At 71.9% G+C, this 14,530-nt stretch carries 15 protein-coding genes and 2 tRNA genes; 4 read left to right on the top strand and 13 right to left on the bottom strand.

The window, feature by feature from the left end; all coding sequences use genetic code 11:
• Nucleotides 1-9: 9 nt before the first annotated feature.
• The 7 genes from ACIP4O_RS21705 to pgsA all read right to left on the bottom strand — a co-directional run bounded on the left by ACIP4O_RS21705 (nt 10) and on the right by pgsA (nt 5,950).
• A complete protein-coding gene (locus ACIP4O_RS21705) occupies nt 10-762 on the bottom strand; it encodes a YebC/PmpR family DNA-binding transcriptional regulator (RefSeq protein ID WP_361327934.1) in 753 nt (250 codons plus the stop codon).
• 48 nt (nt 763-810) lie between these two features.
• Nucleotides 811-1,449 carry a pyridoxal 5'-phosphate synthase glutaminase subunit PdxT gene (gene pdxT, locus ACIP4O_RS21700; protein WP_401576640.1) on the bottom strand — a complete coding sequence of 213 codons (639 nt, stop codon included), beginning with the start codon at nt 1,447-1,449 and terminating at the stop codon, nt 811-813.
• Nucleotides 1,439-2,344, bottom strand: a complete 906-nt coding sequence (gene pdxS, locus ACIP4O_RS21695; RefSeq protein WP_401576638.1) for a pyridoxal 5'-phosphate synthase lyase subunit PdxS — start codon at nt 2,342-2,344, stop codon at nt 1,439-1,441. Before pdxS ends, pdxT begins: the two co-directional genes overlap by 11 nt.
• Before the next feature lie 117 nt (nt 2,345-2,461).
• Nucleotides 2,462-3,007: a hypothetical protein gene (locus ACIP4O_RS21690; RefSeq protein ID WP_361327928.1), complete on the bottom strand. Its 546-nt coding sequence runs from the start codon at nt 3,005-3,007 to the stop codon at nt 2,462-2,464.
• Nucleotides 3,008-3,108: 101 nt separating this feature from the next.
• On the bottom strand, nt 3,109-4,269 hold the full coding sequence (locus ACIP4O_RS21685; protein ID WP_361327926.1) for a glycosyltransferase family 4 protein: 1,161 nt from the start codon (nt 4,267-4,269) through the stop codon (nt 3,109-3,111).
• Complete coding sequence (locus ACIP4O_RS21680) at nt 4,266-5,282, bottom strand: phosphatidylinositol mannoside acyltransferase (RefSeq protein WP_401576635.1); 1,017 nt, start codon at nt 5,280-5,282, stop codon at nt 4,266-4,268. The genes ACIP4O_RS21685 and ACIP4O_RS21680 overlap by 4 nt, the downstream gene beginning before the upstream one ends.
• On the bottom strand, nt 5,279-5,950 hold the full coding sequence (gene pgsA / locus ACIP4O_RS21675) for a phosphatidylinositol phosphate synthase (RefSeq protein WP_164287191.1): 672 nt from the start codon (nt 5,948-5,950) through the stop codon (nt 5,279-5,281). Before pgsA ends, ACIP4O_RS21680 begins: the two co-directional genes overlap by 4 nt.
• Before the next feature lie 323 nt (nt 5,951-6,273).
• On the opposite strand from pgsA, the gene ACIP4O_RS21670 reads away from it, so the two are divergent.
• The gene (locus tag ACIP4O_RS21670) at nt 6,274-7,923 is read left to right on the top strand and encodes a hypothetical protein (RefSeq protein ID WP_401576633.1); all 1,650 of its coding nucleotides are present in this window, start codon (nt 6,274-6,276) and stop codon (nt 7,921-7,923) included.
• Between the two features lie 80 nt (nt 7,924-8,003).
• Here the strand turns inward: ACIP4O_RS21670 and ACIP4O_RS21665 are convergent, their stop codons facing one another.
• Entirely contained in the window at nt 8,004-8,573 is a 570-nt protein-coding gene (locus tag ACIP4O_RS21665) for an HIT domain-containing protein (protein WP_361327921.1), read from the bottom strand.
• 67 nt (nt 8,574-8,640) lie between these two features.
• Here ACIP4O_RS21665 and ACIP4O_RS21660 point away from each other — a divergent pair, with 67 nt between their 5' ends.
• The gene (locus ACIP4O_RS21660; RefSeq protein WP_401576630.1) at nt 8,641-9,288 is read left to right on the top strand and encodes a potassium channel family protein; all 648 of its coding nucleotides are present in this window, start codon (nt 8,641-8,643) and stop codon (nt 9,286-9,288) included.
• A 54-nt stretch (nt 9,289-9,342) separates the two neighbouring features.
• Here ACIP4O_RS21660 and thrS read toward each other — a convergent pair whose 3' ends face one another.
• Nucleotides 9,343-11,319, bottom strand: a complete 1,977-nt coding sequence (thrS, locus tag ACIP4O_RS21655; RefSeq protein WP_401576628.1) for a threonine--tRNA ligase — start codon at nt 11,317-11,319, stop codon at nt 9,343-9,345.
• A gap of 353 nt (nt 11,320-11,672) precedes the next feature.
• On the opposite strand from thrS, the gene ACIP4O_RS21650 reads away from it, so the two are divergent.
• A complete protein-coding gene (locus tag ACIP4O_RS21650; RefSeq protein WP_401576626.1) occupies nt 11,673-12,392 on the top strand; it encodes a 3'-5' exonuclease in 720 nt (239 codons plus the stop codon).
• A 53-nt stretch (nt 12,393-12,445) separates the two neighbouring features.
• On the opposite strand, the gene ACIP4O_RS21645 is transcribed toward ACIP4O_RS21650, so the two are convergent.
• From ACIP4O_RS21645 to ACIP4O_RS21630, 4 genes are all read right to left on the bottom strand, one after another.
• A tRNA-Val gene (locus tag ACIP4O_RS21645) sits at nt 12,446-12,517 on the bottom strand.
• A 38-nt stretch (nt 12,518-12,555) separates the two neighbouring features.
• Nucleotides 12,556-13,056, bottom strand: a complete 501-nt coding sequence (locus ACIP4O_RS21640) for an SRPBCC family protein (RefSeq protein ID WP_401576624.1) — start codon at nt 13,054-13,056, stop codon at nt 12,556-12,558.
• Between the two features lie 182 nt (nt 13,057-13,238).
• Nucleotides 13,239-13,310 (bottom strand) — tRNA-Val (locus tag ACIP4O_RS21635).
• A gap of 72 nt (nt 13,311-13,382) precedes the next feature.
• Nucleotides 13,383-13,832, bottom strand: coding sequence for a TIGR02611 family protein (locus ACIP4O_RS21630; protein WP_401576622.1), 450 nt, complete (start codon nt 13,830-13,832; stop codon nt 13,383-13,385).
• A 226-nt stretch (nt 13,833-14,058) separates the two neighbouring features.
• On the opposite strand from ACIP4O_RS21630, the gene ACIP4O_RS21625 reads away from it, so the two are divergent.
• Nucleotides 14,059-14,472: an SsgA family sporulation/cell division regulator gene (locus tag ACIP4O_RS21625; RefSeq protein WP_003959770.1), complete on the top strand. Its 414-nt coding sequence runs from the start codon at nt 14,059-14,061 to the stop codon at nt 14,470-14,472.
• Nucleotides 14,473-14,530 lie beyond the last annotated feature (58 nt).

Raw genomic sequence — 14,530 nt, 5'->3', positions numbered from 1 at the left:
GTGCGCCGCTCAGGCGTCGACCTTCTCCATGACCTCGTCGGAGACGTCGAAGTTGGCGAAGACGTTCTGCACGTCGTCGCTGTCCTCCAGCGCGTCGATGAGCTTGAAGATCTTGCGGGCGCCGTCCTCGTCCAGCTCCACCTGCATGGTCGGGACGAAGTTGGCATCGGCGGAGTCGTAGTCGATGCCGGCCTCCTGGAGCGCGGTGCGCACCGCGACCAGGTCGGTGGCCTCGCTCAGCACCTCGAAGCTGTCGCCGAGGTCGTTGACCTCTTCGGCGCCCGCGTCGAGGACCGCGCCGAGCACGTCGTCCTCGCCCAGTTCGCCCTTGGGGACGATGACGACGCCCTTGCGGTTGAAGAGGTAGGAGACGGAGCCCGGGTCGGCCATCGAGCCGCCGTTGCGGGTCATCGCGACGCGCACGTCGGAGGCGGCGCGGTTGCGGTTGTCGGTGAGGCACTCGATGAGGACCGCGACACCGTTGGGGCCGTAGCCCTCGTACATGATCGTCTCGTAGTCGGCGCCACCGGCTTCGAGACCGGCGCCGCGCTTGAGCGCCGAGTCGATGTTCTTATTGGGGACCGACTGCTTCTTCGCCTTCTGCACGGCGTCGAAGAGCGTCGGGTTGCCCTCGATGTCGGCGCCGCCCATGCGCGCCGCGACCTCGATGTTCTTGATGAGCTTCGCGAAGAGCTTGCCGCGCTTGGCGTCGATCACGGCCTTCTTGTGCTTCGTCGTCGCCCATTTAGAGTGGCCGGACATCTGCCTGTCTCCTTCGCGTTACCCATCTACCTACGAACCCCAGAGATCCTACCGGGACCCGCCACCGCTCCTCGCCCGCACCATCGCGGTGAAAAGCGCGTGCACCCGGTGGTCCCCGGTCAGCTCGGGGTGGAACGCGGTGGCGAGGGCGCTGCCCTGGCGTACGGCGACGGGCCTTCCCTCGTAGGTGGCGAGCACCTCGACCCCCGCGCCCGTCGACTCGGCCCACGGCGCCCGGATGAAGACCCCCTCGACGGGCGGCCCTTGGACGCCGGCCACGGGCACGGGCGCCTCGAAGGACTCGTTCTGCCTGCCGAAGGCGTTGCGGCGCACGATCATGTCGATGCCGCCGATCGTCTCCTGGCCCGCGCGCGGGTCGAGGATCTTGTCGGCGAGCAGGATCATGCCGGCGCAGGTCCCGTAGACGGGCAGCCCGCCGGCGACGGCCGCGCGCAGCGGTTCCAGGACCCCGAAGAGGCGCGCGAGCTTGGAGATCGTCGTGGACTCGCCGCCGGGCAGGACGAGTCCGTCCACGGCGGCGAGTTCCTCCGGGGTGCGTACGGGGACGGGCCGCGCGCCCGCGGCGGTGAGCGCGGCCGTGTGCTCCCGTACGTCACCCTGGAGGGCGAGGACCCCGATCAACGGCCCGGCGGCCGCGGCCCCGCCGGTCAGCGCCTCACCAGCCACGGTTGGCGTACCGCTCGGTCTCGGGGAGCGTGTCGCAGTTGATGCCGACCATGGCCTCGCCGAGGTCGCGCGAGGCGTCCGCGATGACCTTGGGGTCGTCGTAGAACGTCGTGGCGCGGACGATCGCGGCGGCGCGCTTGGCGGGGTCGCCCGACTTGAAGATGCCGGAGCCGACGAAGACGCCCTCGGCGCCGAGCTGGCGCATGAGCGCGGCGTCGGCGGGGGTCGCGACGCCGCCCGCGGAGAAGAGCACGACGGGCAGCTTGCCGAGTTCCGCGACCTCCTTGACGAGTTCGTACGGGGCGCGCAGCTCCTTCGCCGCCGCGTACAGCTCGTTGTTGTCGCAGCCGCGCAGCTTCGCGATCTCGCCCTTGATCTGCCGCAGGTGGCGCACGGCCTCGACGACGTTCCCGGTGCCCGCCTCGCCCTTGGAGCGGATCATCGCGGCGCCCTCGGCGATGCGGCGCAGGGCCTCGCCGAGGTTGGTGGCACCGCACACGAAGGGGGTCGTGAAGGCGAACTTGTCGCTGTGGTTGACCTCGTCGGCCGGGGTGAGCACCTCGGACTCGTCGATGTAGTCGACGCCGAGCGCCTGGAGGACCTGCGCCTCGACGAAGTGGCCGATGCGGGACTTGGCCATGACGGGGATCGAGACCGCCTCGATGATGCCCTCGATCATGTCCGGGTCGGACATCCGGGCGACGCCGCCGTCCTTGCGGATGTCGGCGGGGACCCGCTCCAGCGCCATGACGGCGACGGCCCCGGCCTCCTCGGCGATCTTCGCCTGCTCAGGCGTGACGACGTCCATGATGACGCCGCCCTTGAGCTGTTCCGCCATCCCGCGCTTGACGCGCGCGGTACCGGTCACGGGGCTGGTCTCAGTAGTTTCGGGCACGACGAACCTCACAGGAAGAACCGCTGGTGGGAGACACCAGAAGCAAACTCCCGGCGACCGTCCGCCGACAAGAGCCAATCCCGAGGTCGTGGCCCTCCCGCGCCCGGCGCGAGCCCGCTACGCCGAGACGCGCTCCGCCAGCGGCCCCGGCGGCTCGTCGTCCATCTCGAAGGCCATCGGGAACGGGGCGTGCCCCGCGAGCCGGAACCACCGCACGGTCCGGTGCCGCCGCAGGGAGCGCGCGGCCCGTACGGCGTCGTTGTGGAAGCGTCGCGCCATCGGCACCCTGCGTACCGCCTCCGCGAGTTCGCGGAGCGCCGCCTCGCCCCCGGGCGCCTCGCGCACCGCGGCGATGTCCTCGGCGTCCCCGAGCACGGCCCGCAACGCCTGGCTCAACTCGCTCTCGGCGACCTCCCGTTGCTCCTCCTCGGCCTGACGCGCGGCGAAGGCGGCCTCGTAGAGCACGAGGGAGGCGGCGGGGTCGAGCAGCCCGGAGGTGGCGAGTTCCTGGGCGACGGAGACGCGCCGCAGCAACTGCGCGTCGAGCCCGGCCCGGGTCGCGTCGATGCGCGCGTGCAGCCGGTCGAGCCGCCCCGCGGTCCAGCTCAGGTAGACGGCGATGAGCAGCAGCGCGATACCGGCCCACACGAAACTTGTGATCACCGCACCAGCCTAAGGGGAGGCGGCCGGGGGCAGGGGCGCGTTCGGGGAGCGGCCTCCGGCCCGTACGGCACGCGCACGCGGGCACCGCTCCCCCGGCCCCGCTACTCCCGCGCCAGCCCGAACCGCCGCCGCAGGCCCCGCTGTTCCTCCGGCGCGACCGAGGCCGCGCCGTCCGTGACCGTCTCGTAGACCGCGAGGATGTCCGCGCCCACCGTGGACCAGTCGAAGCGCCGTACGTGCGCGGTCGCCGCCTCGCGCAGCGCCGCGCGCCGCTCCGGATCGCCGAGCAGGCGGATCGCCGCTTCGGCGAGCGCTTCGGCGTCCTCGTTCGCGAACAGCTCGCCCGCCGCGCCCTGGTCGAGGACCTGCGCGAAGGCGTCGATGTCGCTCGCGAGGACGGGGGCGCCCGCCGACATCGCCTCGACGAGGATGATCCCGAAGCTCTCGCCGCCGGTGTTGGGTGCCACGTACAGATCGACGCTGCTCAGGAAGCGCGCCTTGTCCTCGTCGCTCACCATGCCGAGGAACTCGACGCGGTCGCGGTACGCGCGCGGCAGGGGTTCGAGAGCTTCCTCGGCGTCCCCGCGCCCGGCGACGAGCAGCCGGGTGTCCGGGCGCGCTTCGACGATGCGGGGCAGGGCGCGCATGAGGACGGGCAGGCCCTTGCGGGGTTCGTCGATACGCCCTATGAACCCGATCGTGCCGCCCTGCCACTCGGGCTTCGGCTCCGCCTCGGCGAAGAAGGAGACGTCGACGCCGTTGGGGATGACGACCGCGTCGCCGCCGAGGTGTTCCACGAGGGTGCGCCGCGCGTACTCGCTCACGGCGATGCGCGCGCTGATCTTCTCCAGCGCGGCCTGGAGGATGCCGTACGCGGCCGTCATCGCGCGCGAGCGCGGGTTCGACGTGTGGAAGGTCGCGACCATGGGGCCGCGCGCGGCCCAGCAGGTGAGCAGCCCGAGCGAGGGCGAGGAGGGCTCGTGGATGTGGATGACGTCGAAGTGGCCGTTCTGAATCCAGCGGCGGACCCGCGCCGCCGAGAGGATGCCGAAGTTGAGCCGGGCGACCGAGCCGTTGTACGGGACGGGCACGGCGCGGCCCGCCGAGACGACGTAGGGCGGGAGCGGGGTCTCCTCGTCGGCGGGCGCGAGCACGGAGACCTCGTGGCCGAGTCCGATGAGGTGCTCGGCGAGGTCCCTGATGTGGAACTGGACGCCGCCGGGCACGTCCCAGGAGTACGGGCAGACGATGCCGATCCTCACGGCCCCACCTCGGCGGGCGGGCCTTCGTCGGCGGTACGGGGGGCCTCGGGCGCCGCGGCCCCCGTGCCCGCGCGGGCCGGGTCCTTCGCCGGGTCGAGGTCGGCGAGCCAGAACTTCTGGAGCATGTGCCAGTCCTGCGGATGCGCGGCGACGCCGCCCGCGAAGACGTCGGCGAGCGCCTGCGTCATGACCGCCGTCTTCTCGGCCCGCGAGCCGGCCTCGGGTGGCGTGATCTCGGGGTGCACGCGCCCGCGCATGACCGGCGATTCGTCGTACCAGAGGGTGACGGGCAGGAGCGCCGCCCCGGTGTGCTGAGCGAGCATCGCGGGCCCGGCGGGCATCCGGGTCGGCTCGCCGAGGAAGTCGACGGGGACCCCGGAGGCGGACAGGTCGCGGTCGGCGACGAGGCACACCATGCCCCCCGAGCGCAGCCGCCGCGCGAGGGTCCCGAAGGCCGCGCCGCCGGTGTGCGGCAGGACCTCCATGCCAAGGCCCTCGCGGTAGGCGACGAAGCGGTCGTAGAGGGACTCGGGCTTGAGCCGCTCGGCGACCGTGGTGAACGGGATGCCCAGCTCGGTGGTGACCCAGGCCCCCGCGAGGTCCCAGTTGGCGAGGTGCGGGAGGGCCAGTATCACGCCGCGTCCCTCGGCGAGGGGCACGTCGAGGTGGTCGAGGCCGTCGGGCGCGAACCCGAGCCTGACCCGTTCCTCGCTCCAGGCGGGCAGCCGGAAGGACTCCATCCAGTACCGCAGGTACGAGCGCATCCCGGCGCGCGAGAGCCGGGAGATCCGCTCGGGGCTCGCGTCCGGCACCACCCGGCGCAGGTTCGCCTCCAGCTGGCGCACGGCCTTGCCGTGCTTCTTCCAGGTCTGGTCCGCGATCGAGCGGCCGAGCGCGACGGCGGCGGGTTCGGGGAGGGTGCGTACCGTCGTCCAGCCCAGGCCGTAGAGCCGGTCGGCGACGTCGTCCTTGTCCGGCAGGCGGCGGGCGAGTCCGCTCGGCAGTCGGCTCACGAGGTGGCCTCACTCTCCTGGAGGTGCCGGGCGGCTTCGTCGGCCTCGGCCGACTCGCGGCGCACGGTGACGACCCGCTGGACGATGGTGACGAGGGACCCGGCGGCGACCACCCACAGCGCGATGGGCAGCAGGATGTCGATGTGCGGGACGCCGAAGGTGACGCGGAAGCCCGCGAGACCGGCGAGGACGAGGGTGATGACGAGGCGCTCGGCGCGCTCGACGAGCCCGTTGACGGCGACGGGGAGGCCGATCGCCTCGCCGCGCGCCTTCGTGTACGAGACGACCTGGCCGCTCGCGAGGCAGAAGATGGCGACCGCGGCGAGCATGTCGTTGTCGCCCTTGCCCGCGTACCAGAGCGCGAAGCCGCCGAAGATCGCGGCATCGGCGACGCGGTCGAGCGTCGAGTCGAGGAACGCGCCCCAGCGGCTGGAGATCTTCGCCTGACGGGCCATGTTGCCGTCCACGAGGTCCGAGAAGACGAACAGCGTGATGACGATGGTGCCCCAGAAGAACTCACCGCGCGGGAAGAACACGAGGGCCCCCGCGACGACGCCCGCCGTGCCGATGAGGGTCACGGTGTCCGGGCTCACCCCCCGCCGGAGCAGGAACGCGGCGAACGGCGTGAGGACACGCGTGAAGAACGCACGCGCGTACTTGTTCAGCATGGCCTTTCCAGAGGGTTCGGGTGCCCTGCGGCCACCACGGCCACCGGCTGCCCCATCGTAGTCACGCCCGTCCCGTGCCGTGGGCGCGGACCCGGCCGCCGTCCGCCACCTCTCCCTCCACCGTACGAAGAACCGACGGTCCTACCGGCGCGACCCGACAAGCCCCCGTGCGCCCCCCGGCGCCGCCTCCCGCTTCACGGAATCGGTGACGTCCCCCGTACGGCCGGATACGCTGATGAACTGATCAACAGGTGTGCGGGCGGCGGGAGTCGGGAAGGCCCCGACGAGACGGTCCGGCACGGCGCCGGAGTGATGGGGGCAGGATGAGCAGCTTCGACTTCAGTCCGGGGGCGCAGGTACCGCTCGCGGGCGGCGCGGGCCAGACCGCCCCGACCGGCGCGCTCGCCTCCGCCGCGTACCGCGACGGCCCGGTGGACGCGATACTCGCCGCCAACACCGAGTGGCACAAATGCGCCGTCTCCGCGCCGAGGGTCAAGCTGCTGCGGCCCGATCTCGGCGAGGCGTTCGCGCACGCGGTGCAGAACCGGCTGCTCGGCGGCGGGCGCAAACCGCTCATCCAGTCCTTCGGGATGGAGCCGCAGGTCGTCGTCGAGCACTGCCTCGCGGCGAACAGCATCCGGCGGGCCAGGGACACCCGGCTGACCGCGATCATGGTCCTGTTCGGGGTGCTGTTCCTGCCGGGTCTCCTTCTCTACCTGGGCGTCTTCGTGCTGCGCCGCAGCGTGGCCGACTCGGCGAACAAGCGCGCCGGACTCCTCGTTACCCCGCTGCTCATCGCGCTGGGCGTGCTCGGCGTGCTCTTCCTCCTCAAGATGCCCTTCGGCGGCTTCTGGGCCTGGTACCTGCGGGCCTGCGTCGTCGCGCCACCGGTCGGCTGGTGGTTCGCCAAGCGGGCCTGCGAGGCGACGGCGCGCGATCTGCGGGAGCGCTGGGAGGGACTGCTCTCGGGCGGCGGCATCGGCGCGAAGATCCCCGAGGCGGTGCCGCGCGACCCGAACCAGAAGGCCGCCGAGGTGCTGCGCCAGTCGCTCGCGAAGCTCTCCGCCGAGCAGCGCTCCAACTCGGTCTTCTACGCCGGTCCCAAGGGCATCCTGGGCCTCGGCACCCGCTGGGGCAGTTGGCAGCTCGCCGAGGAGCTCGTCCCGCGCGAGCCCGGCAGCGAGATCCACCCGTTCCGCAGTTACGACGTGGTCCGCGCGATCCACGACCAGCTCAAGCTCCTCGCGCGCGGCCCGCTGCACACCGGCGGCTTCCCCGAGCCGGACGTACGGCACTGGATCGTCACCCCGATCGGCGAGAACGCGGACTCCGTCGCGCGCCCGGAGGGCACCCACGTCGACGACTTCCAGATCCGCGACCACGAGGTGCAGCGGATCTGCAACGAGCAGCAGTTCGACGCCGGGGACCGGCACTACCTCGGCACGCAGTTCACGCTCTGGGACGGCCAGCTCGTCATCACCATGATGACCACCGTGACCGTGCTCCACGAGACGCTCCGCATCGAGGTCACCGGACACGCGCTCGGCCCCGTCCACTCGCTCTTCATGGGCAAGCCCTCGCCGAAGAAGATCACCAAGCCGAAGGCGGTGCGGTTCTGGGAGACGAAGGACCACATGCTCCCGCTCGTCGACGCGAGCGAGGTCGTCCGGCTCGCCGCCCGCGCCCCGCTCACGTGGTACCCGCCGGTGCTCGACTTCCTCGGCGGCAAGCTCTCGCTGCCCGAGCCCTTCGGGCTGCGGCACGCCTGGGCCGCGCAGCCCTGGCGGCACCGCTTCATGGCGGACGACGCGCTGCGCACAGCGACCCCGGTACTGCGCGTCGTGCACCAGGCGGCGCTGCGGGTGCTCGACGAGCACGGCGTGGACACGACGAAGTTCGGGGCCCGCTCCGGCGTCCTGAGCGGAGGCGTCCAGGAGGCGGCACCGCGCAAGGCGGACGTGTACGACGCCTGAGGAGGTACGGGGCAGGCGTACGGGTACGCGGTACGGGCGGTACGGGTGCGGGGCATCCCCGTACCCGTACCGCCCGCCCCCTACGGCCGGGTCCGCCCCGGCCACGCCTCCGCGAGCATCCGCCGGGTCTCGCCCAGGAGTTGCGGCAGCACCTTCGTCTGCCCCACGACGGGCATGAAGTTCGTGTCCCCGCCCCAGCGCGGCACGATGTGCTGGTGCAGGTGCGCCGCGATGCCCGCGCCCGCCACGGTGCCCTGGTTGATCCCGATGTTGAAGCCGTGCGCCCCGGAGGCGACCCGCAGTGTCTCCATCGCCTGCTTCGTGTGCACGGCGAGTTCGTCCGTCTCCGCCCGCGTCAGCGCCGTGTAGTCGGCGACGTGCCGGTAGGGGACGGCCATGACGTGCCCGCCGTTGTAGGGGTAGAGGTTGAGCACCGTGTAGACGTGCTCCCCGCGCGCGACGACGAGCCCGTCCTCGTCGGACTTGCCGGGGATCTCGCAGAAGGGGCAGCCGTCGCCGGCCGCCGGGCCGCTCGGTTTCCCCTCGCCCTGGATGTACGCCATCCGGTGCGGGGTCCACAGCCGCTGGAACGCGTCGGGCGTCCCCACTCCGATCTGCTGCTCCGGCTCACTCGTCATACGAAGCAGCATATTGCGTCACCCGCGCGGGGCGTGTCGGCCGTCCCCCGCACCCTCGCCCCCGCGCGAAGCTGTGCCGGTGCCCTCCCCGGACCCCGCCCCGCACCGCGAGGCACCTCTCAGCCTCGCCGCCCTCCTCTTCCTCGCGGCGTACGCGGTGCGCGTGCTCGTCGAGGACCTGCCCGCCTGGGGAAAGGACGTCTGCCACGGCGCGATGGCCCTCGCCTGGGCCGTCGCCCTGCTCGATCTCGCGGTGCGCTGGCGCCGCTCACGCCTCGGACGCGCCTTCCCGCGCCACCACCCGCTCGCGCTCGTGGTCGCGGTGCTCCCGCTGCTGCGCCCGCTGCAGTTCGTACCGGTCTACGAGGCGGTACGGCGCAGATGGCGCCGCCCCGCGCTCTCGGTACCGGCCCGCGTCATCACGTACACCGGGATCGCCGTGCTCATGACGGGCTTCTCGGCGGCTCTCACCGTGTACTGGCTGGAGCGGGACGCGCCCGGGGCCTCGATCCGCGACTTCGGGACGGCGGTGTGGTGGACGTGCTCGACACTGGCCACGGTCGGCTACGGGGACGCGGTGCCCGTCACGGTGTGGGGGCGGGTCGTGGCGGTGGCCCTCATGGCCTGCGGGATCGCGCTGCTGGGCGCGGTGACGGGCGCCTTCTCCACGTACCTCCTGCGCGTCTTCGACAGCGAGCCGCGGGAGGAGCGGGACGGGAACGGCTGAGCACGCGGAACGGCCGGCCCCCACCGGGGACCGGCCGTCTCACTCCGGACCTGCTCAGACCTGGACGCGCCGCTCGACGACGTCGAGGAGCTTGGCGATCGCCTCGTCCTTCGGGATGCCGTTCTCCTGCGAGCCGTCGCGGTGGCGGAAGGAGACCGTGCCCGCGTTCATGTCGTCGTCGCCGACGATGACCATGAACGGCGTCTTCTGCTTCTGGTGGTTGCGGATCTTCTTCTGCATCCGGTCCGAGGAGGCGTCCACGTCCACGCGCAGGCCCTTGCGGCGCGCCTCGGCGGCGAACTCCTTGAGGTACGGGACGTGCGCGTCGCCGACCGGGATGCCGACCGCCTGCACGGGGGCGAGCCAGGGCGGCATTGCGCCCGCGTAGTGCTCCAGGAGCACCGCGAAGAAGCGCTCGATGGAGCCGAAGAGCGCGCGGTGGATCATGACGGGCCGCTGGCGCGAGCCGTCGGCGGCGGTGTAGGAGAGGTCGAAGCGCTCGGGAAGGTTGAAGTCGAGCTGGACGGTCGACATCTGCCAGGTGCGGCCGATCGCGTCGCGCGCCTGCACGGAGATCTTCGGCCCGTAGAACGCGGCCCCGCCCGGGTCGGGCACGAGCGGCAGGCCCTGCTTCTCGGCGACCTGCTGGAGGGTCGCGGTCGCCTCCTCCCACGCCTCGTCGGAGCCGACGAACTTCTCCTCGTCCTTGGTGGACAGCTCCAGGTAGAAGTCGTCGAGGCCGTAGTCGCGGAGCAGGTTGAGGACGAAGGTGAGGGTCTTGTCCAGCTCCTCCGCCATCTGCTCCCTGGTGCAGTAGATGTGCGCGTCGTCCTGCGTGAAGCCGCGCGAGCGGGTCAGCCCGTGGACGACGCCGGACTTCTCGTACCGGTACACGGTCCCGAACTCGAAGAGGCGCAGCGGCAGTTCACGGTAGGAGCGTCCGCGCGCGTCGAAGATCAGGTTGTGCATCGGGCAGTTCATCGGCTTGAGGTAGTAGTCCACGCCCTCGTCGAGCTGCATGGGCGGGTACATGCCGTCCGCGTACCAGTCGAGGTGGCCGCTCTTCTGGAAGAGGGCGCCCTTGGTGGTGTGCGGGCTGTAGACGAACTCGTAGCCCTCTTCCTCGTGCCGGCGGCGCGAGTAGTCCTCCATCGCCCGGCGGATGATGCCGCCCTTGGGGTGGAAGACGGCGAGCCCGGGGCCGACCTCCTCGGGGAAGGAGAAGAGGTCCAGCTCGTTGCCGAGCTTGCGGTGGTCGCGCTTCTCGGCCTCGGCGAGGAAGTCGAGGTGCGCCTTCAGCTCGTCCTTGGAGGGCCAGGCGGTCCCGTAGATGCGCTGGAGCATCGGGTTCTTCTCGCTGCCGCGCCAGTACGCGGCGGCGTTGCGCATGAGCTTGAAGGCGGGGATGAGGCGGGTCGTGGGCAGGTGCGGGCCCCGGCAGAGGTCCTTCCAGCACAGCTCGCCGGTCTTCGCGTCGAGGTTGTCGTAGATCGTCAGCTCGTTGCCGCCGACCTCGACGGCGGAGCCGTCCTCGCTCGTCGAGCCGCCCTTGAGGCCGATCAGCTCCAGCTTGTACGGCTCGTCGGCGAGTTCCTCGCGGGCGTCGTCCTCGCTCACGACGCGGCGCGAGAAGCGCTGGCCGCGCTTCTGGATCTCCTGCATCTTCTTCTCGACGGCCTTGAGGTCCTCCGGCGTGAAGGGCTTCTCGACGTCGAAGTCGTAGTAGAAGCCGTCCTTGACCGGCGGGCCGATGCCGAGCTTGGCCTCGGGGAAGATCTCCTGCACGGCCTGCGCCATGACGTGGGCGGTCGAGTGCCGCAGGATGTTGAGACCGTCCTCGGAGGAGATCTCGACGGGCTCGACGGTCTCGCCCTCGCCCAGCACGTACGCGAGGTCCCTCAGCTCGCCGTCCACGCGGGCGGCGACGACGGTGCGCTCCCCGGGGAAGAGGTCGGCGGCCGTCGTCCCCGTCGTCACCACACGCTCGTCCCGCTCGGAATCGCGCTGGATGATCACACGGACGTCTGACACCGGTCTCTCCTGACTGGAAGTGGACAACGCGCCGAGACACGCGGCACGCGTGTCTCCCATGCTACCGGGCCCCCTGTTCCAGCCCCTCCGCCGCTTCATCCCCCGGGCCCCTCCGGCGCCTCGCCTTCCAGCCGCCCCGGCACCTCGCCTTCCAGCCCCTCCGGCGCTTCACCTTCCAGCCCCTCCGGCGATTGAGGAGCGGGGTGTGGGGCGGAGCCCCGCAAAGGGGCGCACACGCGCAAGGCCCACGCTCCCGCCCATCGCCCCACCCCGGACTGCCCCCCGGGAGGAAAGGGTATTCACCCCTCGGCACCAGGGGCGAACCACCCACCCCCCAGGAGAGGTTGACACGCATGAGCTGGTACGAGGGACCACTCGCCGCCTACACCGCGACCCCCACAGGCTCCCGCACCGCGAGGGACCGCATCCTCTCGGCGGCGGTCGTCGTGCAGGACCACGCGGACGCCCCGCCCCGGTTCGACCGCTGGCTCGTCTGCCCCGGCGTCCCGGTGCCGCGCTCCGCGCGGACGGCTCTCGGGCTGAGCGAGGACCACATCCGCCGCAACGGCCGTTGGCCGGCCCCCGTGATGGACGAGCTGGCCCGCTCCCTGCACGAGCACGCGCTCACGGGCCGTCCCCTCGTCGTCCTCGACGCCCCCGCCACGCTCGCCCTGCTCGACCGCGAACTGCGCCGCCACCGGGCCACCTCGCTGACGGACCGGCTCGGCCCCAAGCCGTTGCGGGTCCTGGACCCGGCGTTGCTCGACACGCAGCTGGATCGTTTCCGCAAGGGCGGTCGCGGGCTGGAGAGCCTGTGCTCGGTCTACCGGGTGCCGGGCGGCGATCCGCGCGACGCGGCGGCGCGCGCGCTGGCCGCACTGCGTGTCGTACGGGCCCTGGGGCGCCGGTTCGCGGCCCGCCTCGGCCGTCTCAACGCGGCCGAACTCCACGCCCTCCAGGCCACGTGGAGCACGCGCGGGCCCGCCGCGCCCTGGTTCGGTCTCCAGGCCACGCGCACCCCGGGGCCGGAGGAGGGCTGGCCGCTCGGCCCCGCGCTGACGGGCGCCGCGTAGCGGCCGGAAACGAAAGCAGCCGGTCCGTCAACTCGACGGACCGGCTGACCCGGTGGGCGATACTGGGTTCGAACCAGTGACCTCTTCGGTGTGAACGAAGCGCTCTTCCACTGAGCTAATCGCCCGGGACGCAAGGAACCATACAGGCCCCGGCGCCCTTCGTTCAAACCGCTTCCCCGGGCCCCCGGACACCGTCGTCCGCCCTGGTGAGCAGGGCACGCAGCGCGCGCTGCCCCGCGCGCATCATGAGCCGGTGGTTGAGCCGCAGCAGCGGCCGGCCCGGCAACGACAGGAGCCGCAGCAGCGGTGTCACGACCTCGACCCGCTGATCGAACTCGGCGAGCGTGCCCGCGCCCCAGGGGCTCAGCCGCCATCCCAGCTCGCCGCGGATGTCCCCGTCGACCGCCGCCCGCAGCACCCCCACGCCGTCCTCCCCCGGCGCCTCGGACGGGCCGGGCAGTTCACGGATCGTGACGCGCAGGTCGTACGGGAGCACGGAGCGGATGCGCGCCGAGCCGCCGCGACCGTCGGGGGCGGTGCGCGCGGCGCGGACCTGCGGCCACCAGCGCGGGTACTCCTCGGGCCGCGCGAGGACCGCGTACACGCGCCGCGGCTCGGCGGGGAGCAGCCAGCGGCTGTGGAAGCGGTAGCGGTACGGGCGCATGGCGTGAGTCTGCCCTCGCGAGCGCCGCGAAACGCCTCGGCGAGCCCGCCGCGTGTTCCGGGTGTTCCGCGCCCGCGGACGCGCGGGGCGCGGCCGGGGGACGGGAGCACGGCGCGGGCACGGCCTGGGCCCGGACACGACGACGGCCCGGAGGCTTGAGAGCCTCCGGGCCGGTCCCGGGGTGGGCGATACTGGGTTCGAACCAGTGACCTCTTCGGTGTGAACGAAGCGCTCTTCCACTGAGCTAATCGCCCGGACGCAGAGAGAACATTACCCCATGTCAGGGGGTGCTCAGCGCGTGCGCGTCACAGGGGGCCGCCGGGCGGTCACTCGTCTATGTTCCAGGGCAGTTCCAGGCCGAAGCGGACCACGTACACGAGGACGAGCGCCGCGATGATCACCAGGCCGACGCCGGTGAGGACGATGTTGCGGCGGCGGACCTTGGGGTCGAGGGCCTTGTGCGCGGCCTCGGTGACCTTCCGCTTGGTCCAGCGGAGCACGAGCTGGGCCCAGACGAACTCGGTGGCCCAGATCGCCATGCCGCCGAAGATCACCACCCAGCCGGGTCCGGGCAGGACGAGCATGAGGACACCGGCGACGACGACCGCGAGCCCGACGACGAAGACGCCGACCTGCCAGCTGAGGTGCAGCGTGCGGCGCTCCCGGACGAAGCGCGGGGCTCGTGAGCCGAGACCCTTCTCGGGCTTCTCCGGCGTCGAGCTCTCCGGCTCGGGCGTCTGCTCCTGCACGTCAGGCACGTTCCTCGTCTCGCTCATGAACCCCGTCCCCGCCCTTCGGGCCGCCCTCGCGGTGGCCCCGGACTCTACCCGAGTGGCGCGTCGACCGGAATGGAGGTAAGGCGACAAAAAGGACTCACCCGTACGAGTGACGCAAAGCACAAGAAACCGCCCAGAGGGGTTTACAACGGCACCGTAGGAGGCATGTCGATTTCGCCGACGTGCGAATCCCCGAGCGCACACTGAGCGAAAGGCCCTGGCGCTTATGAACACCACGGTGAGCTGCGAGCTGCACCTGCGCCTCGTTGTGTCGAGCGAGTCGTCCCTGCCGGTCCCGGCAGGGCTGCGGTATGACACGGCCGATCCCTACGCCGTGCACGCCACCTTCCACACCGGAGCCGAGGAGACCGTCGAGTGGGTCTTCGCCCGCGATCTCCTCGCCGAGGGCCTGCACCGGCCCACGGGTACCGGCGATGTCCGCGTCTGGCCGTCCCGCAGCCACGGTCAGGGCGTCGTCTGTATCGCTCTCAGCTCGCCGGAGGGCGAGGCGCTGCTGGAGGCCCCCGCGCGGGCCCTGGAGTCCTTCCTCAAGCGGACCGACGCCGCGGTGCCGCCCGGCACGGAACACCGCCACTTCGACCTGGACACGGAGCTCTCGCACATCCTGGCCGAGAGCTGAGCCGACCGGAGACGGCTGCCGCCGGAAGCCGGACGTCAGGAGGCACACTCGACGACCC

This window comes from Streptomyces sp. NPDC088923, from assembly GCF_044749745.1.
Lineage (GTDB): Bacteria > Actinomycetota > Actinomycetes > Streptomycetales > Streptomycetaceae > Streptomyces.
This window is presented reverse-complemented; position numbering and strand designations above follow the sequence as displayed.

What these genes read in the sequence shown, in the direction of transcription:
- ACIP4O_RS21670 (WP_401576633.1), top strand. Translation starts at nt 6,274, where the DNA reads ATGAGCAGCTTCGACTTCAGTCCGGGGGCGCAGGTACCGCTCGCGGGC.
- ACIP4O_RS21630 (WP_401576622.1), bottom strand. Translation starts at nt 13,832, where the DNA reads ATGAGCGAGACGAGGAACGTGCCTGACGTGCAGGAGCAGACGCCCGAG.
- ACIP4O_RS21640 (WP_401576624.1), bottom strand. Translation starts at nt 13,056, where the DNA reads ATGCGCCCGTACCGCTACCGCTTCCACAGCCGCTGGCTGCTCCCCGCC.
- pgsA (WP_164287191.1), bottom strand. Translation starts at nt 5,950, where the DNA reads ATGCTGAACAAGTACGCGCGTGCGTTCTTCACGCGTGTCCTCACGCCG.
- ACIP4O_RS21705 (WP_361327934.1), bottom strand. Translation starts at nt 762, where the DNA reads ATGTCCGGCCACTCTAAATGGGCGACGACGAAGCACAAGAAGGCCGTG.
- ACIP4O_RS21650 (WP_401576626.1), top strand. Translation starts at nt 11,673, where the DNA reads ATGAGCTGGTACGAGGGACCACTCGCCGCCTACACCGCGACCCCCACA.
- ACIP4O_RS21665 (WP_361327921.1), bottom strand. Translation starts at nt 8,573, where the DNA reads ATGCTGCTTCGTATGACGAGTGAGCCGGAGCAGCAGATCGGAGTGGGG.
- ACIP4O_RS21625 (WP_003959770.1), top strand. Translation starts at nt 14,059, where the DNA reads ATGAACACCACGGTGAGCTGCGAGCTGCACCTGCGCCTCGTTGTGTCG.